This is a genomic window from Blautia wexlerae, assembly GCF_013300825.1.
GTDB classification, from domain to species: domain Bacteria; phylum Bacillota; class Clostridia; order Lachnospirales; family Lachnospiraceae; genus Blautia_A; species Blautia_A wexlerae_B.
Genome location: NZ_JAAIMY010000008.1, coordinates 54,608 through 78,022 on the forward strand (window position 1 = coordinate 54,608; position 23,415 = coordinate 78,022).

Annotated in this window: 21 protein-coding genes; 19 read left to right on the forward strand and 2 right to left on the reverse strand. The window is 43.4% G+C overall.

What is annotated here, in order from left to right; translation table 11 throughout:
• Positions 1-117 precede the first annotated feature (117 nt).
• From rimP to fabV, 14 genes are all read left to right on the forward strand, one after another.
• On the forward strand, positions 118-582 hold the full coding sequence (gene rimP, locus G4417_RS06170) for a ribosome maturation factor RimP (RefSeq protein ID WP_008707593.1): 465 nt from the start codon (positions 118-120) through the stop codon (positions 580-582).
• Between the two features lie 24 nt (positions 583-606).
• On the forward strand, positions 607-1,827 hold the full coding sequence (gene nusA, locus G4417_RS06175) for a transcription termination factor NusA (protein WP_173682986.1): 1,221 nt from the start codon (positions 607-609) through the stop codon (positions 1,825-1,827).
• Complete coding sequence (gene rnpM / locus G4417_RS06180) at positions 1,811-2,086, forward strand: RNase P modulator RnpM (protein ID WP_173682987.1); 276 nt, start codon at positions 1,811-1,813, stop codon at positions 2,084-2,086. Before nusA ends, rnpM begins: the two co-directional genes overlap by 17 nt.
• Positions 2,037-2,375, forward strand: coding sequence for a L7Ae/L30e/S12e/Gadd45 family ribosomal protein (locus G4417_RS06185; RefSeq protein ID WP_420314188.1), 339 nt, complete (start codon positions 2,037-2,039; stop codon positions 2,373-2,375). Before rnpM ends, G4417_RS06185 begins: the two co-directional genes overlap by 50 nt.
• 3 nt (positions 2,376-2,378) lie before the next feature.
• Positions 2,379-5,126, forward strand: a complete 2,748-nt coding sequence (gene infB, locus G4417_RS06190; protein ID WP_173682989.1) for a translation initiation factor IF-2 — start codon at positions 2,379-2,381, stop codon at positions 5,124-5,126.
• A gap of 168 nt (positions 5,127-5,294) precedes the next feature.
• On the forward strand, positions 5,295-5,690 hold the full coding sequence (gene rbfA / locus G4417_RS06195; protein WP_008707585.1) for a 30S ribosome-binding factor RbfA: 396 nt from the start codon (positions 5,295-5,297) through the stop codon (positions 5,688-5,690).
• Positions 5,691-5,704: 14 nt separating this feature from the next.
• A complete protein-coding gene (locus G4417_RS06200) occupies positions 5,705-6,667 on the forward strand; it encodes a DHH family phosphoesterase (protein ID WP_173682990.1) in 963 nt (320 codons plus the stop codon).
• Positions 6,664-7,551 carry a tRNA pseudouridine(55) synthase TruB gene (truB, locus tag G4417_RS06205; protein ID WP_334296872.1) on the forward strand — a complete coding sequence of 296 codons (888 nt, stop codon included), beginning with the start codon at positions 6,664-6,666 and terminating at the stop codon, positions 7,549-7,551. The genes G4417_RS06200 and truB overlap by 4 nt, the downstream gene beginning before the upstream one ends.
• 8 nt (positions 7,552-7,559) lie before the next feature.
• Complete coding sequence (locus G4417_RS06210) at positions 7,560-8,459, forward strand: bifunctional riboflavin kinase/FAD synthetase (RefSeq protein WP_173683009.1); 900 nt, start codon at positions 7,560-7,562, stop codon at positions 8,457-8,459.
• A gap of 175 nt (positions 8,460-8,634) precedes the next feature.
• Positions 8,635-8,901, forward strand: coding sequence for a 30S ribosomal protein S15 (gene rpsO / locus G4417_RS06215; RefSeq protein WP_008707580.1), 267 nt, complete (start codon positions 8,635-8,637; stop codon positions 8,899-8,901).
• Positions 8,902-9,268: 367 nt separating this feature from the next.
• A complete protein-coding gene (locus G4417_RS06220) occupies positions 9,269-11,362 on the forward strand; it encodes a polyribonucleotide nucleotidyltransferase (protein WP_173682992.1) in 2,094 nt (697 codons plus the stop codon).
• A 6-nt stretch (positions 11,363-11,368) separates the two neighbouring features.
• The gene (gene nrdG, locus G4417_RS06225) at positions 11,369-11,857 is read left to right on the forward strand and encodes an anaerobic ribonucleoside-triphosphate reductase activating protein (protein WP_173682993.1); all 489 of its coding nucleotides are present in this window, start codon (positions 11,369-11,371) and stop codon (positions 11,855-11,857) included.
• A gap of 148 nt (positions 11,858-12,005) precedes the next feature.
• On the forward strand, positions 12,006-12,518 hold the full coding sequence (locus G4417_RS06230; protein ID WP_008707572.1) for a deoxyuridine 5'-triphosphate nucleotidohydrolase: 513 nt from the start codon (positions 12,006-12,008) through the stop codon (positions 12,516-12,518).
• Positions 12,519-12,809: 291 nt separating this feature from the next.
• Complete coding sequence (gene fabV, locus G4417_RS06235; RefSeq protein WP_173682994.1) at positions 12,810-13,994, forward strand: enoyl-ACP reductase FabV; 1,185 nt, start codon at positions 12,810-12,812, stop codon at positions 13,992-13,994.
• A gap of 66 nt (positions 13,995-14,060) precedes the next feature.
• On the opposite strand, the gene G4417_RS06240 is transcribed toward fabV, so the two are convergent.
• Entirely contained in the window at positions 14,061-14,825 is a 765-nt protein-coding gene (locus G4417_RS06240) for a DUF6062 family protein (protein ID WP_173682995.1), read from the reverse strand.
• A 209-nt stretch (positions 14,826-15,034) separates the two neighbouring features.
• Between G4417_RS06240 and G4417_RS06245 the strand changes: the two genes are divergently transcribed.
• The gene (locus tag G4417_RS06245; protein WP_173682996.1) at positions 15,035-17,500 is read left to right on the forward strand and encodes a beta-mannosidase; all 2,466 of its coding nucleotides are present in this window, start codon (positions 15,035-15,037) and stop codon (positions 17,498-17,500) included.
• A gap of 166 nt (positions 17,501-17,666) precedes the next feature.
• Here the strand turns inward: G4417_RS06245 and G4417_RS06250 are convergent, their stop codons facing one another.
• Positions 17,667-18,044 carry a DUF1292 domain-containing protein gene (locus G4417_RS06250; protein ID WP_173682997.1) on the reverse strand — a complete coding sequence of 126 codons (378 nt, stop codon included), beginning with the start codon at positions 18,042-18,044 and terminating at the stop codon, positions 17,667-17,669.
• Between the two features lie 218 nt (positions 18,045-18,262).
• On the opposite strand from G4417_RS06250, the gene G4417_RS06255 reads away from it, so the two are divergent.
• From G4417_RS06255 to putP, 4 genes are all read left to right on the forward strand, one after another.
• Positions 18,263-19,018, forward strand: coding sequence for an exodeoxyribonuclease III (locus tag G4417_RS06255; protein ID WP_173682998.1), 756 nt, complete (start codon positions 18,263-18,265; stop codon positions 19,016-19,018).
• 27 nt (positions 19,019-19,045) lie between these two features.
• Positions 19,046-20,977, forward strand: a complete 1,932-nt coding sequence (locus G4417_RS06260) for a Type II secretory pathway, pullulanase PulA and related glycosidase (RefSeq protein ID WP_173682999.1) — start codon at positions 19,046-19,048, stop codon at positions 20,975-20,977.
• Complete coding sequence (locus G4417_RS06265) at positions 20,955-21,566, forward strand: DUF5662 family protein (RefSeq protein WP_227193976.1); 612 nt, start codon at positions 20,955-20,957, stop codon at positions 21,564-21,566. Before G4417_RS06260 ends, G4417_RS06265 begins: the two co-directional genes overlap by 23 nt.
• Positions 21,567-21,862: 296 nt before the next feature.
• Positions 21,863-23,398: a sodium/proline symporter PutP gene (gene putP, locus G4417_RS06270; protein WP_173683000.1), complete on the forward strand. Its 1,536-nt coding sequence runs from the start codon at positions 21,863-21,865 to the stop codon at positions 23,396-23,398.
• Positions 23,399-23,415: the final 17 nt, after the last annotated feature.

Here is a 23,415-nt window from a genome sequence, read left to right on the forward strand (position 1 = left end):
GGAAAAGCCTTGCAATTGCCGGAAATTGGTGTTACAATACATCTAAATTAGAACTTGTTGACAAAGGAGTGGGCGTGAGCCCACTCTTATTTGTTGCATGGAAAGGCAGGTGGGAAAATGAGCAGACGGGAAGAATATGAAAAGCGCGCAGAGGAACTTCTGGCACCGATCGTAGAACTTAACGGCTTTGAACTGGTTGATGTAGAATATGTAAAGGAAGCAGGAAACTGGTATCTGAGAGGATACATTGACAAACCAGGCGGAATTACAGTAAATGACTGTGAGACAGTCAGCAGAGCTTTCAGTGACAAACTGGATGAGAATGATTTTATTGAAGACAGTTATATTATGGAAATCAGTTCACCGGGACTGGACAGACCGCTGAAGAAAGACAAAGACTTTGAGAGAAACATGGGAAAACTGGTGGAAATCCGTACCTACCGGCCAATCGAGAAGCAAAAAGAGTTCTGCGGGATTTTGACCGCATATGATAGTAACAGTGTGACAATCGATGAGGATGGAACCGAGCGTGTTTTTGATAAGAAAGACACAGCCCTGATACGCCTCGCAATAGAGTTTTAGTTAATTCGGGAGGATAAGAAAAAAATGAGCAGAGAGTTAAAGGAGGCACTGGATATCCTTGAAAAGGAGAAGAGTATCAGCAAAGATACTCTGCTTGAGGCAATTGAGCAGTCTCTGATCCAGGCCTGCAAAAACCATTTTGGAAAAGCTGACAATGTACATGTAACTATTAATCCGGAAACTTGCGATTTTTCAGTGTATGCAGACAGAAGTATTGTAGAGTACGTAGAGGATCCTGCAATGGAGATTTCTCTGGCAGATGCTTTGAAGATCACATCAAGAGCTGAGATCGGCGGCATGATACAGGTTCCAATCCAGTCTAAGGAATTCGGACGTATTGCGACACAGAATGCAAAGAACGTTATCCTGCAGAAAATCCGCGAGGAAGAACGTAAGGTGCTGTTTGATGAATATTACGGAAAAGAGAAAGAAGTAGTAACCGGTATTGTACAGCGTGTGATGGGTAAGAATGTAAGCATCAATCTTGGTAAGGCAGATGCAGTATTAAGTGAGAATGAGCAGGTGAAAGGGGAAACTTTCCAGCCGACTGAGAGAATCAAGGTATATATTCTTGAAGTCAAGGATACACCGAAAGGACCTCGTATCCTGGTATCCAGAACTCATCCGGGACTTGTGAAACGTCTCTTTGAGTCAGAAGTTGCAGAAGTAAAAGACGGAACCGTTGAGATTAAGAGTATCGCACGAGAAGCAGGTTCCCGTACAAAGATCGCTGTATGGAGCAACGATCCGGATGTAGATGCAGTTGGTGCATGCGTAGGTATGAACGGCGCACGTGTCAATGCAGTAGTTGAGGAACTTCGCGGTGAAAAAATCGATATCATCAACTGGGATGAGAATCCGGCGATCCTGATTGAGAATGCATTGAGCCCTGCAAAGGTTATCGCAGTTATGGCAGATCCTGATGAGAAGACAGCTCTGGTAGTTGTTCCTGATTATCAGCTGTCCCTTGCAATCGGTAAAGAAGGTCAGAACGCACGTCTTGCTGCAAGACTTACAGGATTTAAGATTGACATCAAGAGTGAGACTCAGGCAAAAGAAGCCGGTGATTTCTATGATTATGATGATGACGAGACTGCAGAAGATGCAGCTGAGGCATCAGCAAAGGAAACTTCAGCAGAAGATTCCCTGACAGAAGAAACCGAAGCAGAAGAAGCTTCAGAGGAAGTTCCTGTAGAAGAAGAGCCGCAGGCTCAGGAAGCAGGAGAGAATGAAGACGAAGAATAAGATTCCCATGCGCCAGTGTACCGGCTGCAGGGAAATGAAAAGCAAGAAAGAGATGCTCAGAGTTCTTAAGACTACAGAAGATGAGATCGTGCTTGATACTACCGGTAAGAAAAACGGCAGAGGCGCGTATCTGTGTTTTTCCAGAGAATGTCTGGATAAAGCAATCAAAAATCATGGACTTGAGCGTTCACTGAAAACTGCAGTTCCGGATGAGGTATACGAACGACTTAAGAAGGAGCTGGAAGATATTGAAAAATAACAGAGTACTGTCGCTGATAGGGCTGGCTACCAAAGCAGGAAAGACCGTAAGCGGAGAATTTTCCACAGAGAAATCTGTAAAGACCAGAAAAGGACTGCTTGTGATCGTGGCCGAGGACGCTTCCGAAAATACAAAGAAGAAATTCAGGAATATGTGCAGTTTTTATGAAGTTCCGATTTTCTTCTTCTCAGATAAAGAGAGCTTAGGCAGAGCAATGGGAAAGGAGTACCGTGCCTGTCTGGCTGTCCAGGATGAGAACTTTGCGAAAGCAATCATGAAGGAGGTATAGCGATTGTCAAAATTAAGAGTACATGAGCTGGCCAGAGAGCTTGGACGACAGAACAGAGAAGTGATCGAGTTTCTGAAATCAAAAGGCGTTGATGTGAGAAGCCATATGAGTATGGTGGATGAGTCTGCGGTTTCGGAAGTAAAGAATAGATTCAGAAAAGACAATAATAACAGGGGAAAGGAGCATATTGCGAAATTGGATACTCCCAAGACAGAAGAAAAGGTTGTAACAGCAAAATCTGAAGGAGATAAAACTGAAACACCTAAAAAGAAAAAAAATATTATCCGCGTTTTTCATGCACAGAATGCAAGTGACGGAGGAAAACCAAGAAAGAAACCTGTGAAAGCTGAAGGCGAGAGAACAGGTTCACCAAGAAATACAGAAGGAAGAAATTCCGACAGTTCAAGAACAGACGGTGACAGACCAAGAAGAAATAATAATGACCGCCCAGGTACAGGCAACAGAAGAACGGACGGACAGAACCGTCAGGGAAGACCTCAGGGTGAAGGAAGATCTCAGGGCGATAACCGTCAGGGAGGACGTTTCGGTCAGGGAAGATCCCAGGGCGATGGCCAGAGCCGTCCGGGCGGAAGATTCCAGGGCGATGGAAATCGTCAGGGAGGACGTTTCGGTCAGGGAAGACCACAGGGCGATGGAAACCGTCAGGGAGGAAGACCACAGGGTAATGGTCAGGGCCGTCCGGACGGAAACAGAAGTGAAGGACGTGACGGACGCTTCGGTGGCGGTCAGGGACGTCAGGGACAGCGTCAGAATACAAGAAAGAATGACGATATGGCATTTGCACCGGAACTGACAAAGACTTCCAAAGACAGCAAGAGAGAAAGAGACAGAGAGAACAAAAACAAGAAAAAAGATTTTGATAAGACACAGAGTGGCGGACGCAGACCAAATCAGGGCGGATTCAATAAGAATTCCAGAATCCCGAAAGCTTTGCAGAAACCGGCTCAGCAGCCAAAACAGGAAGAGAAGAAACCTGAGGTTAAAGAAATCACACTTCCGGAGAAGATGACGATCCGCGAACTGGCAGAAGCTATGAAAATGCAGCCGTCAGTAATTGTGAAGAAGCTCTTTATGCAGGGTATGATGGTTACTGTAAACCATGAGATCGATTTTGAGAAAGCTCAGGAGATTGCTCTGGAATACGATATCATTGCAGAACCGGAAGAGAAGGTAGACGTTATCGAAGAACTCCTCAAAGAGGATGAAGAAGACGAAAAAGATATGGTTTCAAGACCACCTGTAGTCTGTGTTATGGGCCACGTTGACCATGGTAAAACATCCCTTCTGGATGCAATCCGTAAGACAAATGTAACACGTGGAGAGGCAGGCGGTATCACACAGCACATCGGTGCTTCTGTAGTAGAGGTTAACGGACAGAAGATCACATTCCTGGATACGCCTGGACATGAAGCTTTCACAGCTATGCGTATGCGTGGTGCAAACTCCACAGATATCGCAGTTCTGGTCGTAGCAGCTGATGATGGTGTGATGCCTCAGACAGTAGAGGCTATCAGCCATGCGAAGGCAGCAGGCGTTGAAATCATAGTTGCAATCAACAAAATTGATAAGCCAAGTGCTAATGTTGAGCGTGTAAAACAGGAACTTTCTGAATATGAACTGATCCCGGAAGACTGGGGCGGAAGCACGATTTTTGTTCCTGTATCCGCACATACAGGAGAGGGAATTGATACTCTTCTTGAGATGATCCTTCTTACAGCCGAGGTATGTGAATTAAAGGCAAACCCGAACCGTTCTGCAAGAGGTCTTGTGATCGAGGCTCAGCTTGATAAAGGTAAAGGTCCGGTCGCCACGATTCTTGTCCAGAAAGGTACTCTTCATGTAGGAGACTTTATTGCAGCAGGAGCATGCAATGGTAAGGTTCGTGCCATGATGGATGATAAGGGACGTAGAATCAAAGAAGCAGGTCCTTCTACTCCTGTAGAAATCCTGGGACTTGGTGATGTGCCGAATGCAGGTGAAATTCTTCTTGCATTTGACAGTGATAAGGAAGCCAAGAACTTTGCAGGTGCATTTGTATCTGAGAACAAGAACCGTCTTCTTGAGGAGACTAAGGGCAAATTATCTCTGGATAATCTCTTTGATCAGATTCAGGCAAGTGATCTGAAGGAACTTCCGCTTATTGTCAAAGCAGATGTACAGGGATCTGTGGAAGCTGTAAAACAGAGTCTGACCAAACTTTCCAACGAAGAAGTGGTTGTAAAAGTGATCCATGGCGGTGTCGGTGCGATCAATGAGTCTGACGTAAGTCTAGCAGCTACATCAAATGCGATCATCATCGGCTTTAATGTCCGTCCGGATGCAACCGCAAAACAGCTTGCTGAGCAGGAAGGTGTGGATCTTCGTCTGTACAGAGTTATTTATCAGGCAATTGAGGATGTAGAAGCTGCCATGAAGGGTATGCTTGATCCTGTATTTGAGGAAAAAGTTATCGGTCATGCGGAAGTGCGTCAGCTGTTCAAAGCATCCGGCGTTGGTACGATTGCAGGAAGCTACATTCTGGATGGTATTTTCCAGAGAAACTGCAAGGTTCGTATTTCCAGAGAAGGCGAGCAGGTATTTGAAGGTGAGCTTGGATCCTTGAAGAGATTCAAAGACGATGTTAAGGAAGTTAAGGCAGGATACGAATGTGGTCTTGTATTTGACGGATTTAACGATGTGAAAGAAGAAGATAAAGTAGAAGCTTATATCATGGTAGAAGTACCGAGATAGTAATGGTTTATAAAGGTAAGGTGCGCGGTTCATAGTGTCAGGTACAGTGTGGTGCGCACCTTGACTTGATTGTGGTAATTCAGAAAATAATGTGACCGGGATAGTTGATGATCCGGATTGCTCACAGTATTTAACAGAATTGCTGGATATATAGGAGTAAAACTTAAAATGAGAAAAAACAGTATTAAGAATACCCGGATCAATGGGGAAGTCCAGAAGGAACTCAGCACCATTATCCGCAATGAGATCAAGGACCCGCGTATTCATCCGATGACTTCTGTCATGGCTGTAGAAGTGGCTCCTGATCTGAAAACCTGCAGAGCATATATCAGTGTGCTGGGTGAAAAAGAAGCAAAGGAAGCGACAATCAAAGGTCTGAACAGTGCAGAAGGCTACATCAGACGCCAGCTGGCGCGTAATTTAAACCTGAGAAATACACCGGAGATTCGTTTTATCCTGGACGAATCTATTGAGTATGGTGTAAATATGTCAAAGCTTATTGATGATGTTACCAAGAAAGACAGCAACTCCCACAGACAGGATGAGGAGCAGGATGAGAATTAAAAGAGGATGAGAACATGGAAAATATTGCGGAAATACTGGAAGGTGTGAAAACAATGGGAATCGGCGGACATATCCGTCCGGATGGTGACTGCGTTGGTTCCTGTATGGCGTTATATTTATATGTAAAAACCTATTATCCGGAAATTCAGGCAGATGTGTACCTGGATAATCCCAAACCTGTTTTCGGACATATTGACTGTATGGATGAGATTAAAACAGAGCTGGACGGTGACAAAGAGTATGACCTTTTTGTTACCTGTGATGTAAGTGCAAGAGACAGACTTGCCATTGCAGGTCCATACTTTGACACGGCAAAAAGAACAGCATGTATTGACCATCATATCAGTAATTCTGGATTTGCACAGGTGAATCATATCAGGGGAGAGGTAAGCTCTGCCTGTGAAGTTCTCTATGGGCTTTTTGATTCTGAGAAAGTGGTCCGTACCATTGCAGTGCCGATCTATACGGGAATGGTTCATGATACAGGGGTATTTCAGTACTCTTCAACTTCACCGGAGACTATGCGTATTGCAGGGGAACTGATGAAGACAGGATTCAATTTCAGTAAGATCATTGACGAATCCTTTTATCAGAAAACTTATGTGCAGAATCAGGTAATGGGGCGTGTTCTTGCAGAGAGTATCCTGCTTCTGGATGGAAAATGTATTATCGGATATCTTAAAAAAAGGGACATGGAGTTCTATGGTGTGGATGGCAAGGATTTGGATGGTATCGTCAGTCAGCTTCGTCTTACAGCGGGAGTGGAAGTTGCCATGTTTATCTATGAAGTGGAAACTCAGTCTTTCAAAGTTTCCCTGCGTTCCAACGGAAATGTGGATGTAAGCAAGATTGCAGTATATTTTGGCGGCGGCGGTCATATGAGAGCAGCAGGATGTGATCTTCAGGGTTCTGTGTATGATGTGATCAACAATGTGACAGAACAGATCTGCAAACAGTTTCAGGAGCAGGAAGTCTGATGGATGGAGTAATTGTAATCCGTAAGGAAAAAGGATTCACTTCCCATGATGTGGTGGCAAAGCTTCGGGGAATTCTTCATATGAAGAAAATCGGACATACCGGAACTCTTGATCCGGATGCAGAAGGAGTGCTCCCGGTGGCTCTGGGAAAAGCAACCCGTCTGGTGGATATGATCACAGATAAAGAGAAAACCTATGAGGCAGTGATGCGTCTGGGCGTTGTTACGGATACTCAGGATATGAGCGGAACTGTTCTCTCACAGACTACAGAGCTTTCCGTTACAGAAGAAGAGCTTTGCACAGTGGTCAGTTCTTTTGTGGGAGACTATATGCAGGTGCCGCCAATGTATTCAGCGCTGAAGGTCAATGGAAAGAAACTCTATGAACTTGCCAGAGAGGGCAAGACTGTGGAGCGTAAACCAAGACCTGTACATTTTTATGAGATAGAAATTCTGGATATCAGTTTTCCGCTGGTGCGTTTTCGTGTGACCTGCAGCAAGGGAACCTATATCCGTACTCTGTGCCATGATATAGGGGAAAAGCTGGGCTGTGGAGCTGCCATGGAAAGTCTTTTGCGGACAAAGGTGGGCAGATTTACACTGGATGATGCCATTACTCTGGCGCAGACAGAAGAGGCAGTGCAGGAAGGAACTATAGAGGGCAAAATCCTTGGTATTGAGGAGATCCTTGCAGAGTATCCAAGGGTATGCTGTACAAAAGAAGGGGACAGACTTCTGGCTAATGGAAATCCTCTTGTACAGGCACTGGTCGATGCACAGGAGAAAAACGGATGGATACGTATGTGCAGCAGTGAAGGCAGTTTTGCCGGAGTTTACCAGTGGGATGAGAAAAGAAACAGGTATTTTCCTGTAAAAATGTTTTAGGAGACATGATGGAATATTTAAGGATTGAGAATGATTTTCCCAGAATTTCACACAGTGCGGTAACACTTGGGAAGTTTGACGGCATACACCGCGGACATCAGAAACTGGTTGAGAAAATTATTGAGCAGAAACAGGAAGGTGCACAGGCGGTTGTACTTGCGCTTGGAACTGCCTCAAGAACAATCCTCACAAAGGAAGAGAGATGCCGTATATTGGAAGAAATGGGAGTGGATATACTGTTGGAATGTCCGCTTACAGAGAAAATACGGCACATGAAAGCAGAGAATTTTATAAAAGAAATACTGATAGGAGACCTGCAGGTTTCCTATGTGGCAGTTGGAGAGGATTTCCGCTTTGGCTATGAGCGAAAAGGAACTCCTGCCATGCTTAAAGAGTTCGGAAAGAAATATGGATTTCATACGGAAATCCTGCCAAAAGAAATGGACGGACGCCGTAAGATCAGCAGTACCTTTGTCAGAGAAGAGCTGAACAGAGGGAATATGGAGAAATTTCATTACCTTATGGGAACGGACTTCTCAGTAGAGGGAATCGTTGAACACGGACGTGGAATGGGACATAAATATCTGCTCCCGACTACGAACCTGATTCCTCCTGTGGAAAAATTGATGCCGCCAAACGGTGTTTATATTACAGTTTCCCATTTCAAAGACAAAAGCTACCAGGGAATCACCAATGTGGGGCATAAGCCTACAGTGGGCGGTGAGAAGTTTATCGGTGTGGAGACATACCTTTTTGACTGTAATGAAGATCTGTATGGAGAATACTGCAAGGTAGACTTCAAAAAATTCCTCAGACCGGAGCAGAAGTTTTCTTCACTGGAGGCATTGAAGGCACAGTTAGAGAGGGATGCGGATAAAGGCAGGGAATACTTCAGGCAGAAAAAATAGTTTCCTCAATTTAATTTTGTTGGAAGTTTGTAAAAAAAGAGGTTTACACGCCAGAGACAATGTGCTATACTAACCAAGGTGAATTCAGCCCATGTTCAGGGACAGGACACTCCGACCATCTCTTAATATGTGGCGGTCAGTCAATAATAATTATAGAATACAGGAGGAAATCACAATGATTTCAAAAGAAAAGAAAGCAGCAATCATGAAAGAATATGCAAGAACTGAAGGAGATACAGGATCACCGGAAGTACAGGTTGCAGTTCTTACAGCAAGAATTCAGGAACTTACAGAGCATTTACAGAGCAACCATAAAGATCATCACTCCAGACGTGGTCTTCTGAAAATGGTAGGTCAGAGACGTGGACTGTTAGCTTACCTGAAGAAAACAGACATCGAAAGATACCGTGCACTGATTGAAAAATTAGGCTTAAGAAAATAATAGCCTTTTAGTATGCGGAAGGGGGCGGATTTCCATCCGCCTCCCTTTTTATGCAAGTGGAATTGTTGTTTTAATGTGTATGCGATGCATATTCAGAAACTATGAAACGCAGCAGGAGTTATTTCCGAGACTACTGAAAAGATTATTTTCATAATAGATAAGCAGCGAACCAGTTTATAAATTTTCGCTGACAAAGTAGTTTTTTCAGTTGTTTCGGACTCCTGTTTTAAAGTGACAATGTAATACCATGTAAATTTGGAAATCACCACCGGATACAGGAATATGTGTCCTGATTGGAAGAAGGAAAAAATTTACAGAAAGATTTGGAAAAATAATAACCAGAATATGAAAAAAGGAGAATGAACGTATGTACAAAAGTTATTCCATGGAATTAGCCGGAAGAACCTTAACAGTAGATATCAACCGTGTTGCAAAACAGGCAAACGGTGCTGCATTAATGCATTATGGCGATACTACAGTTTTATCTACAGCAACAGCATCCAAAGAGCCAAGAGAAGGAATTGATTTCTTCCCGTTAAGCGTTGAATACGAAGAGAAGATGTATGCAGTAGGTAAAATCCCCGGAGGATTCAACAAGAGAGAGGGAAAAGCAAGCGAGCATGCAATCCTTACTTCCCGTGTAATCGACAGACCAATGCGTCCTCTGTTCCCGAAGGATTACAGAAATGACGTAACATTAGTAAACATGGTTATGTCCGTTGATCCGCAGTGTAACCCGGAGATTCCGGCTATGCTTGGTTCTTCTATTGCAACCTGCATTTCCGATATTCCGTTTGATGGTCCGTGTGCTACCACACAGGTGGGTCTGATCAATGGTGAATATATCATCAATCCTACCATGGCACAGAAAGATGTATCTGACCTTCAGCTTACAGTAGCTTCCACAAGAGAGAAAGTAATCATGATCGAAGCCGGTGCAAAAGAAGTTCCGGAAGACAAGATGATCGAAGCTATCTATAAAGCTCATGAAGTAAACCAGGAGATCATCAAATTTATCGATAAGATCGTAGAAGAATGTGGAAAACCGAAACACAGCTACGAATCATGTGCAGTTCCGGAAGAACTCTTCACAGCAATCAAAGAGATCGTACCTCCGGCAGAAATGGAAGTTGCCGTATTCTCTGACGATAAACAGACAAGAGAAGAAAATATCCGCCAGGTAACAGAGAAACTGAAAGAAGCTTTTGCCGACAAGGAGGAGTGGCTTGCAGTTCTGGGCGAGGCTGTATATCAGTACCAGAAGAAGACTGTCCGCAAGATGATCTTAAAAGACCACAAACGTCCAGATGGTCGTGCGATCACACAGATTCGTCCTCTGGCAGCAGAGACAGATATTATCCCGAGAGTACATGGTTCTGCTATGTTCACACGTGGACAGACACAGATCTGTACCATCACAACGCTGGCTCCTCTTGCAGAAGCGCAGAAGCTTGACGGACTTGACGAATTTGAAACTTCAAAGAGATATATGCATCACTACAATTTCCCGTCTTACTCTGTAGGTGAGACAAAACCATCCAGAGGACCGGGACGTCGTGAGATCGGACATGGTGCACTTGCTGAGAGAGCATTAGTTCCTGTACTTCCAAGTGAAGAGGAATTCCCATATGCGATTCGTACTGTATCTGAGACATTTGAATCCAACGGTTCTACTTCTCAGGCAAGTATCTGTGCATCCACCATGTCTCTGATGGCAGCCGGTGTACCGATCAAGAAACCGGTAGCAGGTATTTCCTGTGGTCTGGTAACAGGTGATACAGATGATGATTACATCGTTCTGACAGATATCCAGGGACTTGAAGACTTCTTCGGAGATATGGATTTCAAGGTAGCCGGAACTCATGACGGTATCACAGCAATCCAGATGGATATCAAGATCCATGGACTGACAAGACCGATCGTAGAAGAAGCAATCAGACGTACAAAAGAAGCAAGAGAATATATCCTGACAGAAGTTATGGAGAAATGCATCGCAGCTCCACGTACAGCTGTAGGCGAATATGCTCCGAAGATCATCCAGATTCAGATCGATCCTCAGAAAATCGGTGATGTTGTAGGACAGAGAGGAAAGACAATCAACACGATCATCGAGCGTACAGGCGTTAAAATCGACATCACAGATGAAGGTGCAGTATCTATCTGCGGTGTTGATCAGAAGAGTATGGATGAGGCAGCTAACATGGTTAAGATCATTGCAACTGACTTCGAGGCAGGACAGATCTTCACAGGTAAAGTTGTCAGCATTAAAGAATTTGGTGCATTCGTTGAATTTGCACCGGGTAAAGAGGGAATGGTACACATTTCCAAGATCTGTAAAGAAAGAATCAACCGTGTTGAGGATGTTCTTACACTTGGTGATAAAGTTAAGGTTATCTGCCTTGGCAAAGACAAGATGGGAAGAATCAGCTTCAGCATGAAGGACGTACCGGAAGAAGCGTAAAAAATTATGAGATATCACAATATTACCAAGGACGATATGCTTAATGGCGACGGACTTCGCGTAGTGCTCTGGGTGGCGGGATGCAATCACTGCTGCCCGGAGTGCCAGAATCCTGTCACCTGGGATCCAAACGGCGGACTGCCTTTTACCGGGGCGGAACGCGCAGAGATTTATGAGGAGCTGGACAAGGATTATGTGAGCGGAATCACATTTTCCGGCGGAGATCCGCTGCACCCGGCAAATATCACTGAGGTAACAGCCTTTGCGAAGGAGATCAGAAAAAGATATCCGGGCAAGACCATCTGGCTTTATACGGGTTTTCGCTGGGAGGAAATCTGCAAAGAAGAGATCGTGCGTTATCTGGATGTCTGCGTAGACGGTGAATTTGAGGTGGACAAGAAAGAACTTTCCCTTAAATGGAAAGGTTCCAGCAATCAGAGAGTGATCGATGTTCCCAAAACTCTTCATGAAGGAAAAGTCGTATTGCATAAATAAGAAATATACAGGCAGTTCAAGTATGCGACAGGTGTACCTGAACTGCTTTTTTACTGAATCAGTCAGTGATGATCACAAAATATTCAGCTATGAGTGTACTGCGAAGCAGGAGTGTTAGCTTTGCATGACCAGACAGGAGGAAAAACAGATGAAACGAATCGCGAAATTTCATAAAGTAAGCAAAGAACGCTTCACAGCAGACTGGATTGATACCTTCGCACAGTCTCAGGAAGAAGCAGAGAAAGTATATGAAGCTATCCGTCTGCCGAAGAGAGCGACAGCAGGAAGTGCCGGCTATGACTTCTTTGCACCGGCAGAATTTACTCTGAAACCAGGCGAAACAGTAAAGATTCCGACAGGAATCCGGGTGGAAATGCAGCCGGAATGGGTATTGAAATGCTACCCGAGAAGCGGACTTGGGTTCAAATACCGTCTTCAGCTCAACAACACCGTTGGTATTATTGACAGTGATTATTTCTACTCGGATAATGAAGGGCATATTTTTTCCAAAATTACAAATGATTCCAATGAAAACAAAACTTTGACAATTCCGGCAGATACAGGCTTCATGCAGGGAATCTTTGTAGAGTATGGAATCACGGTAGATGATGATGCTACAGAAATCCGCAATGGTGGATTTGGAAGTACTACTGCGAAATAGTTGGAAAAAGAAATGTAATGTTTTGGCGGAGCATATTTCACAAAGTTTATAGATGAAATCAGAGCCAGAATGTAAAAAAAGTAGAACATAGGGAAGAATCTGAGATTTTTACTTTACGTTCTGCTTTTTCTTTGCTATAATATTTTGAGATTCAAAATATTTGCAATACATACAATTCAAGCGTATATACTGCGGAGCAGTTATTCAATTATGAGTAAGTAACCAAGCGGATGATTTTATCCGCTTGACTAAAAAATATCAGGCAAAGAAATAAATTCAGGGAGAAAAGTTATGATCATCGAGCCAAAAGTAAGAGAATATATCTGCACAACCGCACATCCACAGGGATGTGCAGAGAGTGTGCGCAATCAGGCAGATTACGCCTGTAAACAGGGAACGGTAAACGGAACAAAAAAAGCACTGATCATCGGATGTTCTACAGGCTACGGTCTCGCATCACGAATCTGCGCACTGGAAAACTGCGGTGCGGACACCCTTGGGATTATGTTTGAACGTCAGGCAAATGGCAGAAGAACAGCGACACCGGGATGGTACAACACTGCGGAATTTCATCGCCTGGCAGCAAAAAAAGGTGCCTATGCCAAGACTGTCAACGGAGATGCTTTTTCAAAAGAAATCAAAGATAAAGCTATTGAGCTGATCAAAAAAGATCTGGGAAAGGTGGATCTGGTAGTTTACAGTCTGGCAGCGCCAAGACGTACAGATGCTGAAGGAAAAACCTGGTCCTCCTGCCTGAAGACTACAGGTGAGGCTTTCACAGAAAAGAGTCTTGATCTGCGAAACAATGAGATTGCAGAGAAAACAGTAGAACCGGCTACTGAAGAAGAGGTTTTAAGCACAGTCAAAGTTATGGGTGGCGAAGACTGGGCGGATTGGATTGATGCGCTGAAAGCAGCAGATGTACTGACTGAGAATGCAGTAACTGTAGCATATTCCTATATCGGACCGGAACTTACTTATCCAATTTACTATCACGGAACCATCGGAACTGCCAAACAGCATTTGCAGAAAACAATGTCTGAGATCAACCAGGCACACCCGGATGTCCGTGCGGTAATATCAGTAAATAAAGGACTCGTAACTCAGGCAAGTGCAGCAATTCCGGTTGTGCCGCTGTATTTCGCAATCCTCTATAAAGTAATGAAGAAAGTCGGAAATCATGAAAACTGCATTCAGCAGATTGCCAGACTCTTTACACAGAAACTCTACACACCAACAGGTTTCCGGACAGATGAGAATGGTTTCATTCGTATGGATGATTACGAACTGACACCGGAGATTCAGGAAGAAGTAAAAAAATGCTGGAAAGCAGTTACTACAGACACTGTAAAGGAATATTGCGATATTGATGGCTATTGGGAAGATTTCTATCATATGTTTGGATTCCGATATGAAGATATCGACTATACTCAGGATGTGGATGCTGATGTAGAAATTGATGGAGTTGTAATGTAATAAAAAATTCTCTCTTAACAAATGATCATGAAGTATATCAGTTCATAAATGTTAAGAGAGAATTTTTTATTTTGCCTTATGCACCGGATCTGCCGGGTATCCGCTACGAAGCTTCTGCATCCCACGCTGGAGAGCATCTTTGGAGTTTTTCCAGTCAGCATCCTTATTCCTGTAATCAAACTTATCCGATAGCCATACCAGATCGTCTTCCATACGCTGAAAGTTTTCATCCATCAGCTTAAACATAGCAGGATAAAACGCAGCCTTTTCTTTATCATTCAGATACTTATCCGCACCGTCGCACAGAATTCCGAAGTGATGCAGACAGAAGCCTTTACTGCGCAGAATTTTACTCTTAAATTCATTATCCTGCCGATACAGCCAGAAAAAAGTTTCCACATACCGCTTGAAGGTATCATCAATATTCTGACAGATAAAACAACTGCAATCCTTAGAAGCAGTCCATGCAGCAATCGGATTCTTATCTGTGCTGGAATCTGAACGGCGGAAACGCGCGAGAATCGAGGATTTTCCGGGCGAAAAAGAATCAAACTGCTTTTTCATCTCTTCCCGAAGTTTATGATAATGAGTCTGAAGGATTAATGCATTCCCAAGAGTATTCCCATAATCAAACATTTTCTTCATATGTACCCTGCAAAATCCCGCCTTATCCGTCTGATCCCGGATGTCACTTTCCATATAAGAAGAACTGTTTCCCAGCACAAAATCCAGCGAGTTCTGCTCCAGTTCCCGTTCAATAAAACAGAAAGGACACTCGTCACTGGCATTTACCGCATCATTAAGTGGAATGGTATATAACTTTTCTTTCATTTCTATATACTCCATACATCATAGTTTCTGTTCCCTTTATTGTGCATAGAATTCCCGGGAATGTCAAGCAGAAGATTTCCTGTTACTGTAAACGGAGTGAACAGTAATGATTTTTTTTTGCAGAGTTGATTCAGAAAAGGGCAGTATGCTATTATATATATAGCTGAATGCAAACATATGTAAAAAATAATCAAAGGGGGATAAGACAAATGATAAAATTACAGCTTCATGAAAACTGGCAGTTGTGCAATATCAGACAACTGGACTGGATTCCGGCACAGGTTCCGGGGGATATTTATGCGGCACTTCTTAAGAACGGAAAGATGCCGGATCCGTTCTTTGGGGATAATGAATATCAGGCGAAAGCACTGATGGAGGAGGACTATGAATACAAAACGGTATTTAATTATGAAGAAACGCAGTTTAAAGATTGTCAGGAAGTGATCCTGAGATTTGACGGGATTGATACGATTGCGGATATCTATCTGAATGGATGTTGTCTTGGAAAAGTTGATAACATGCACAGAATCTGGGAATTTCCGGTAGGAGAGCTGCTTGAAAACGGCAAAAATACCTTACGTGTTATCATCCGCTCTCCGTTGAAATTCATGGCAGAGGCATTTAAGAAATATAAAAACAGGGGAAATGAAGACACAGTTGAAGGATTTATGCATCTGCGCAAAGCTCACTATATGTGCGGCTGGGACTGGGGCGCATGTCTGCCGGATGGAGGTATCTTCCGTCCTGTAACACTTCTGGGAATTGAAACTGCCAGACTGGACAGCGTGTATATCCGTCAGGTACATGAGGATGGCAAAGTACTGCTGGTTCCGGAAGTAGATGTGGAGACTGTCGATGAGGAAGAGAGTGAAGCAGATGGGTATGAAGGTGCACAGGCACTGGAATATCAGGTGACTGTAACTGCACCGGATGGAACAAAAACTATATGGGATGACTGTCCGGATGAAATTGAGATTGAAAATCCGCAGCTCTGGTGGCCAAATGGACTGGGAGAACAGCCGTTATATCAGGTGCAGGTAGACCTGAAGACAGGAGATAAGATCGTGGACACCTGGTGCAGAAAGATCGGTCTTCGTACGCTGACCATGCATGTAGAGAAAGATCAGTGGGGCGAGAGCTTTGCTCATGAAGTAAACGGTTATCAGGTATTTGCCATGGGCGCTGACTATATCCCTGAGGACAATCTTCTGCAGAGAACATCCAGAGAACGTACCAGAGAATTACTTCTTCAGTGCAAGAGAGCGAACTTTAATACAGTACGTGTCTGGGGTGGCGGCTATTATCCTGAGGACTGGTTCTTTGATCTTTGTGATGAACTGGGGCTGATGGTATGGCAAGACTTTATGTTTGCATGCTCTGTCTATGAATTGACACCGGAGTTTGAGGCAAATATCCGTCAGGAGTTTATTGATAATATCAAACGTCTCCGTCATCATGCATCCCTTGCCCTGTGGTGCGGAAACAATGAGATGGAAATGTTTGTAAAGCAGGGCACCTGGGTGACAAAGCCGACAGAAGTGAGAGATTATCTGTTTATGTATGAGCGCATTATTCCGGAAGTACTCAGCGAATACGATCCGGATACCTTCTACTGGCCTGCAAGCCCGTCATCAGGTGGTTCCTTTGATGAACCCAATGATCCGAACCGCGGAGATGTGCATTACTGGGAAGTATGGCATGGTAATAAGCCATTTTCAGAATATCGTAAATATTTCTTCAGATATGCATCTGAGTTTGGTTTTCAGTCATTCCCGTCTGTAAAAACGCTTGAAACAGTAACAGATGATCCGAGAGAATTGAATCCATTTTCTTATGTGATGGAGAAACATCAGAGAAATTACGGAGGAAATGGAAAAATTGCCAAATACATGCAGGCAGCATACCGTTATCCTGAGAACTTCAGCGATTTTGTTTATGCATCCCAGCTTCTTCAGGCAGATGGAATCCGTTATGGAGTCGAACATTACCGCAGAAACCGGGGACGCTGTATGGGTGCAATTTACTGGCAGTTAAATGACTGCTGGCCTGTTATTTCCTGGTCATCCATTGATTATTACGGACGTTGGAAAGCGCTTCATTATTATGCGAAGAGATTCTTTGCACCTGTGATGCTTTCCTGTGAGGAGCAGAGCTGGATGACAGTGGAAGCGGATATGAACCGTCAGCATTTTGAATTTGAAAAATCCATCCGTCTGAATGTGACCAATGAAACGCTGGATGCTCACAGGGTTCTGGTGAAATGGGCAGTGCGAAAGACAGATGCCACAATTCTGAGGGAGGAAGAACAGTGGCTGGAAGTACCGGCATTGTCTGCTGTATGGATGGATAAGGTCGAACTTCCCCAGATTGACTGTTTTAATGAATATGTAAGTTATGAGGCATGGGAAAATGATCAGATTATTTCTCAGGGAACTGTGATCTTTTCCTATCCGAAATACTTCCGCTATCTGAATCCCGGACTGACTGTGCGCGTAGACGGAGATGAGATAGTTGTTAAGGCAGAAGCATATGCAAAGAGTGTGGAAATCCGGAATGAGAATGATGATCTGATTCTTGAAGATAATTATTTTGACATGAATGCAGGAGAATACAGAGTGAAGATACTTGATGGAAAGCCGGATGGACTGAAAGTGCGCAGTGTTTATGATATATAACCTTTATTCATAGTAGTATTTATGGCAGTTTGCGACGCTTTATAGTAATCCTCTTATATACATAATTTACGGGGAGCGCTATAAGATAAAAAATAAGAACCATCACACATTTTATGAAATGATGATGGTTCTTATTTTAGTCTTACATATGAAATTCTTTAACAGATCAATCAATCTTCTCCATAGAATCTTTTGCGTTCTGGAGAACTGTGTCAAAAGCAACTGCGGCTTTTGCGTATTCTTCATCGCTTTCGATGTTGGAAAGCATCGGCTCACCGCTCTCAGTACGGGCAAATGTGTAGAGATAAACCTCGCCGCTTTCATTCTGACCGTTCTCATCAAGTGGGAGAAGTGCGATATATTCCTTTGCATCTACCGGGAAAACGGTGAGAATTGCACATTCTACCTCTGTATCGTCTTCCATGGTAAGGGTGATTGTCTTGTGGTTTTCAACAGGATCGCATCCGCCGGCTGAATTGCATCCACCACCGCAGGAAGCGCAGTCACTCGGGTTACATCCGCCAGCTGTAAATTCGTCACTCATTTTATATTCCTCATTCTTTCTTATTTATCAGGGACTATGTTTATCTGATGTCAGTTCATTGTAGCAGAAACCGGAAAAAAATGCAATGAGCAGAAACCGGAGAAAAAGAGGTTTTTTACAGTCATGAAACGTGCTATAATAGACCAGAAGCGTTCAGGGGAGAATCGTTAGCAAATGCTGAACAGGGCTAATAAGAAAACAAAGGGGATCAGTTGATTATGAAATTAATCTCATGGAATGTAAATGGTATACGTGCATGCATTGGCAAAGGGTTTGAAGAGAGCTTTGCAGCACTTAATGCGGATATTTTCTGCCTGCAGGAAACGAAATGCCAGCAGGGGCAGGTGAAGCTGGAACTTCCGGGATATTATCAGTATTGGAATTATGCCAACAGACGGGGATATTCCGGAACTGCTGTTTTTACAAAGAAAGAGCCACTGTCTGTGGCGTATGGAATTGGAATTGAGGAACATGACAAAGAAGGGCGTGTGATCACCCTGGAATATGAAAAATTTTATCTGGTGACTGTATATACACCAAATTCCCAGAGTGAACTGCGCAGACTGGAATACCGTATGCACTGGGAAGAGGATTTTCTGGCATACTTGTTGAAATTGCAGGAAAGTAAGCCTGTGATCTGCTGCGGGGATTTCAATGTGGCACATCAGGAGATCGACCTGAAGAATCCTAAGACCAACCGGAAAAATGCCGGATTTACAGATGAAGAGAGAGCATGCTTTGGTAAGGTGCTGGAGAGTGGATTTATCGATACATTCCGTTATTTTTATCCGGATGTAGAGGGCAGATATTCCTGGTGGTCTTACAGATTTAAAGCAAGAGAGAAGAATGCAGGGTGGAGAATTGACTATTTTATCACGTCTCCACAGTTGAAGGATAAGCTTGAAGGCGCAGAAATCCATTCTGAAATTATGGGTTCCGATCATTGTCCGGTAGAACTTCAGATTACATTATAGCGTTGTATAGTGTTTCTGAAAAGTGTAATGAGCAACAAGAAAAAATATGAAGGAGAGAAAGAGATGGCTGAGAGCAGAAAGATGAAAACAGAAAAGGGGCTGGCTCTTGTGCCTGGTGCAAATCCGTTGGCAGATGGCTGTAATTTTGCAGTTGAGGTACCGGAAGACAGCAGAGCATCTCTGATTCTCTACAAAAAGAGATCAGCAAAACCTTATGTGGAGATTCCTTTTACAGAAGAAAACAGAACCGGAAATGTATATGCAATGTATATTCCGGATTTTGATCTGAAAGAGTACGAGTACAATTTTCTGATAAATGGAAAGGTGTATACTGATCCCTGTGCGTACAGGATTCTGGGACGGGAACGCTTTGGTGCAGAGGTGGGTACGAATCCGCACAAAGTCAGGGGAGGATTTCTTAAAAAAGAAGTTTTTGACTGGGAGAACGACAAAAATCCGGCTATTCCATATCACGAAATGATCCTTTATAAACTGCATGTGCGCGGATATACAAAAGCGAATCGGACGATAACCGGTACAAAGGGAACTTTTCAGGCACTGGAGGAAATGATCCCGTACTGGAAAGAGCTTGGTATCAATACAATTGAACTGATGCCTGCATATGAATTTATGGAAAGCGGTACCTGTAAGAATTCTGAATCTGAGAAAATGGTATCTGAGAAGCATACACAGGGACGTGTTAATTTCTGGGGATATATGTATGGCTATTATTTTGCACCCAAGAGATCTTACTGTGCAACAGATGATCCGGAGAAAGAGTTTAAAACATTCATTAAAAAACTGCATCAGGCCGGAATTGCCTGTATCATGGAAATGTATTTTCCACGAGAATGTAATCCTGTGACAGCACTCAGGGCATTGCAGTTCTGGAAACTTTACTATCATGTAGACGGATTTCATGTATTGGGTGAGGGAGTTTCTGCCAAATTGCTGATGCATGACGGGGTTTTAAGTGATACCCGGCTGATGTTTCACGATTTTGATGAGAGCCAGATCCGGAAAAAGAAGAAACCGGAAGACAAATGTATTGCACAGTATAATCCGGGATTTTTGCAGGATATGCGCCGTTTCCTGAAAAGTGACGAAGATATGGTTTCAGCGACAGCTTACCATATCAGAAGAAATCCCAATGCCTATGCAGTTATCAATTATATGGCCTGTCAGGATGGCTTTACCATGAATGATATGGTGACCTATAATTACAGACATAATGAAGCAAATCAGGAGAATAATCACGATGGCAGCAGTTATAATTATTCCTGGAACTGTGGCGTGGAAGGGCCAAGCAGAAGGCTGCAGATCAGACAGATGAGAGAACGTCAGATCAGAAATGCTTTTCTTATGGTGCTGCTCAGTCAGGGTGTTCCTATGATCTATGGCGGGGATGAGTTTGGAAATTCACAGAACGGAAATAATAATGCCTATTGTCAGGATAATCAGGTTGGATGGATTGACTGGAAAGCACTGAAGAAAAATGAATCCCTGTTTCAGTTTGTAAAGAATGCCATTGCTTTCCGGAAAGAACATCCGATTCTTCATGTTCCGGGAGAAATGTACGGAGTGGATTATCAGACCAGGGGACTGCCAGATGTTTCCCTTCATGGAGAACGCGCATGGTATATGAATTCTGAGAACACATCCAGACTGCTTGGAATTATGTATTGTGGCGCCTATGCGCACCGGGCAGACGGCAGCGAGGATGCTTCCATATACGTTGCATATAACTTTCACTGGGAAGATCGTATTTTTGCGCTTCCTAATCTGGCAGGATACAGAAAATGGAAGAAAGTGATTGATACCAGTGCTGTGAAAGAGAATGGTTTTCTGGAGCAGGAACAGGAAACTTATAGTAAAAAGCTGAAGGTCACACCGCGTACGATCGTGGTGCTGATGGCTGTAGAGGAGGAGAAGAAAGATGCATCCGTGGCTGCACTTTAAAACAATAACCAGACATAAGCTGTTGGTTATGCATTACTGTTTCCGGGCTGGTATGTATAAACAGGGACTGCTTCATGACCTGTCCAAATATGCACCTGTGGAATTTCTGGTTGGATGTAAATACTATCAGGGAGACAGAAGTCCCAACAATGCAGAAAGAGAAGATACAGGAATATCAAAATCCTGGCTTCATCATAAAGGGCGCAACAAACATCATTTTGAGTACTGGGTAGATTATGCACCGGGAGATGAGCATATCATCAATGGTGTGCCCATGCCCCGTAAATATATTGCGGAAATGGTGATGGACAGGATCAGTGCTTCCAGAAATTATCTGGGGGATAAGTATGATCAGCATCAGCCTCTGGACTATTATCTGAAAGGTAAGGAAAAACTGTGGTTTATCCATCCGAAGACAAAGAGAGATCTGGAGGGACTGCTGCGGATACTTAATGATCATGGGGAAGAGGTGCTGATTTCCTATATTAAGAATGTTTATCTGAAAAAAGATAAAGCCCTGACAGGCAGAAAACATACAGCAAAAAGAGAATGTAAACAGGCTGGCAGACAGGAACAGATAAATTTCTGATTGACAGAGTACCTGTTTGGGTGTAAAAATATAAAACAGTTACTGTGAAGGTCTTTGCCGGACGGTAACTGTAATAATTCCATAAAATGGCGGAAAAATGTCGAAAAACAAGAAATACACTTGCGTGATGCTAAGGTAATGTGGTAAAGTAGCCGGGTACAGAAGTGGTACCCGGTTACTTTTTGCAGTATATAAAATGACTGTATTCTGTTTTTGGATAAATATGTGAAGAAAACAGAACATACTTTGGCAAATCCAGAGTGTATGAAAAAAAGAAGAAAAAAGGAGGAGTAAATTTGAGTGGTACAATAATGGTCATATTGTCCGCATTTGTTGCCTATCTGTTACTTATGATAGTCATTGGTGTGGTTTATATGAAAAAAACAAGCAGCTCGGAAGATTATTTTCTGGGCGGACGTGGACTGAATGCATGGGTAGCGGCTCTTTCAGCACAGGCATCAGATATGAGCGGATGGCTCTTAATGGGACTTCCGGGAGCAATTTATTCACTGGGAACAGGACAGATCTGGATTGCTGTAGGTCTGTTCATCGGAACTGTATTAAACTGGGTGTGTATTTCACACAGACTTCGTAAATATACGATCGCAGCAAACAATTCCCTTACAATCCCGGCATTTCTTGAGAACAGATTTCAGGATAAGAAGAGAATCCTGTTATTGCTTTCATCCATCGTGATCGTAATCTTTTTCCTGGTTTATACAGCTTCTGCACTGGCAGCAGGCGGTAAACTTTTTAACACAGTATTTGGAATTGATTATCATATAGCTCTGGCAATTGGTGCAGCAGTTATCCTCTGTTATACATTTATGGGGGGATTTATGGCTGTATGCGTAACTGACTTTGTACAGGGAACACTGATGCTGATCGGTCTTCTGATCGTTCCGCTGGTTGCATATCTGACACTGAGCGGAAGCCTGAGTGATCTTCTGACACAGAGCGGAGCACCGGGTGGAGCAGCAGCTTTTCTGAATCCTTTTGAGAACGGAGAGCGCCCATATACATTTGTTGAAATCTTTTCCCAGCTTGCATGGGGACTTGGATACTGCGGTATGCCTCATATCCTTACCCGCTTCATGGCTGTAAAGAGTGAGAAAGAATTAAAAAAATCCAGTATGATCGCAATCGTGTGGGATATCCTTTCTCTGACAGCAGCGTGCTTTATCGGTATTATAGGTCGTGCATATCTGCTTCCGACTGTACTTGGTGAAAATGGTGCATCTTCCTCAGAGAGTGTATTTATCGAGATGATCAATAAACTGTTTTCCACTCATCTGGGACTTCCGTTTATCGGAGGAATCTTCCTTTGCGGTATTCTTGCGGCAATTATGTCCACAGCTGATTCACAGCTTCTGGTAACAGCGTCCGCAGCATCTGAGGATTTATATCATCAGTTCATTAAGAAGGATGCAGACTCAAAGGAAATTCTTGCAGTTGCAAGATTTACGGTTATCGTGGTATCTGTTCTCGCATTTGTGATCGCGTGGAATCCGAATAGCAGTATTATGGGACTGGTATCCAATGCATGGGCCGGTCTTGGTGCAGCGTTTGGTCCGACTGTGGTAATGTCACTGTTCTGGAGAAGAACAAATCTTGCAGGTGCAGTTGCAGGCATTGTTTCCGGTGGTCTGACAGTTATCGTCTGGGATTATATACCGCTTGCGGCAGGACAGACTCTTGGTTCTTATACAGGACTTTATTCTCTGGCTGTAGGTTTTGCTGTCAGCCTTGCGATGATCATTATCTTCAGTCTGGCTACGAAAGCACCATCTAAAGAAATCACAGATGTGTTTGATAAAGTGGCAGGAAAATAATAGAATAGAAAGACTAT

Coding starts and splice junctions, on each gene's coding strand:
- rimP (WP_008707593.1), top strand. CDS start 118: ATGAGCAGACGGGAAGAATATGAAAAGCGCGCAGAGGAACTTCTGGCA.
- nusA (WP_173682986.1), top strand. CDS start 607: ATGAGCAGAGAGTTAAAGGAGGCACTGGATATCCTTGAAAAGGAGAAG.
- rnpM (WP_173682987.1), top strand. CDS start 1,811: ATGAAGACGAAGAATAAGATTCCCATGCGCCAGTGTACCGGCTGCAGG.
- G4417_RS06185 (WP_420314188.1), top strand. CDS start 2,037: ATGAGGTATACGAACGACTTAAGAAGGAGCTGGAAGATATTGAAAAAT.
- rbfA (WP_008707585.1), top strand. CDS start 5,295: ATGAGAAAAAACAGTATTAAGAATACCCGGATCAATGGGGAAGTCCAG.
- G4417_RS06200 (WP_173682990.1), top strand. CDS start 5,705: ATGGAAAATATTGCGGAAATACTGGAAGGTGTGAAAACAATGGGAATC.
- G4417_RS06210 (WP_173683009.1), top strand. CDS start 7,560: ATGGAATATTTAAGGATTGAGAATGATTTTCCCAGAATTTCACACAGT.
- rpsO (WP_008707580.1), top strand. CDS start 8,635: ATGATTTCAAAAGAAAAGAAAGCAGCAATCATGAAAGAATATGCAAGA.
- G4417_RS06220 (WP_173682992.1), top strand. CDS start 9,269: ATGTACAAAAGTTATTCCATGGAATTAGCCGGAAGAACCTTAACAGTA.
- nrdG (WP_173682993.1), top strand. CDS start 11,369: ATGAGATATCACAATATTACCAAGGACGATATGCTTAATGGCGACGGA.
- G4417_RS06230 (WP_008707572.1), top strand. CDS start 12,006: ATGAAACGAATCGCGAAATTTCATAAAGTAAGCAAAGAACGCTTCACA.
- fabV (WP_173682994.1), top strand. CDS start 12,810: ATGATCATCGAGCCAAAAGTAAGAGAATATATCTGCACAACCGCACAT.
- G4417_RS06240 (WP_173682995.1), bottom strand. CDS start 14,825: ATGAAAGAAAAGTTATATACCATTCCACTTAATGATGCGGTAAATGCC.
- G4417_RS06245 (WP_173682996.1), top strand. CDS start 15,035: ATGATAAAATTACAGCTTCATGAAAACTGGCAGTTGTGCAATATCAGA.
- G4417_RS06250 (WP_173682997.1), bottom strand. CDS start 18,044: ATGAGTGACGAATTTACAGCTGGCGGATGTAACCCGAGTGACTGCGCT.
- G4417_RS06255 (WP_173682998.1), top strand. CDS start 18,263: ATGAAATTAATCTCATGGAATGTAAATGGTATACGTGCATGCATTGGC.
- G4417_RS06260 (WP_173682999.1), top strand. CDS start 19,046: ATGAGCAACAAGAAAAAATATGAAGGAGAGAAAGAGATGGCTGAGAGC.
- G4417_RS06265 (WP_227193976.1), top strand. CDS start 20,955: ATGCATCCGTGGCTGCACTTTAAAACAATAACCAGACATAAGCTGTTG.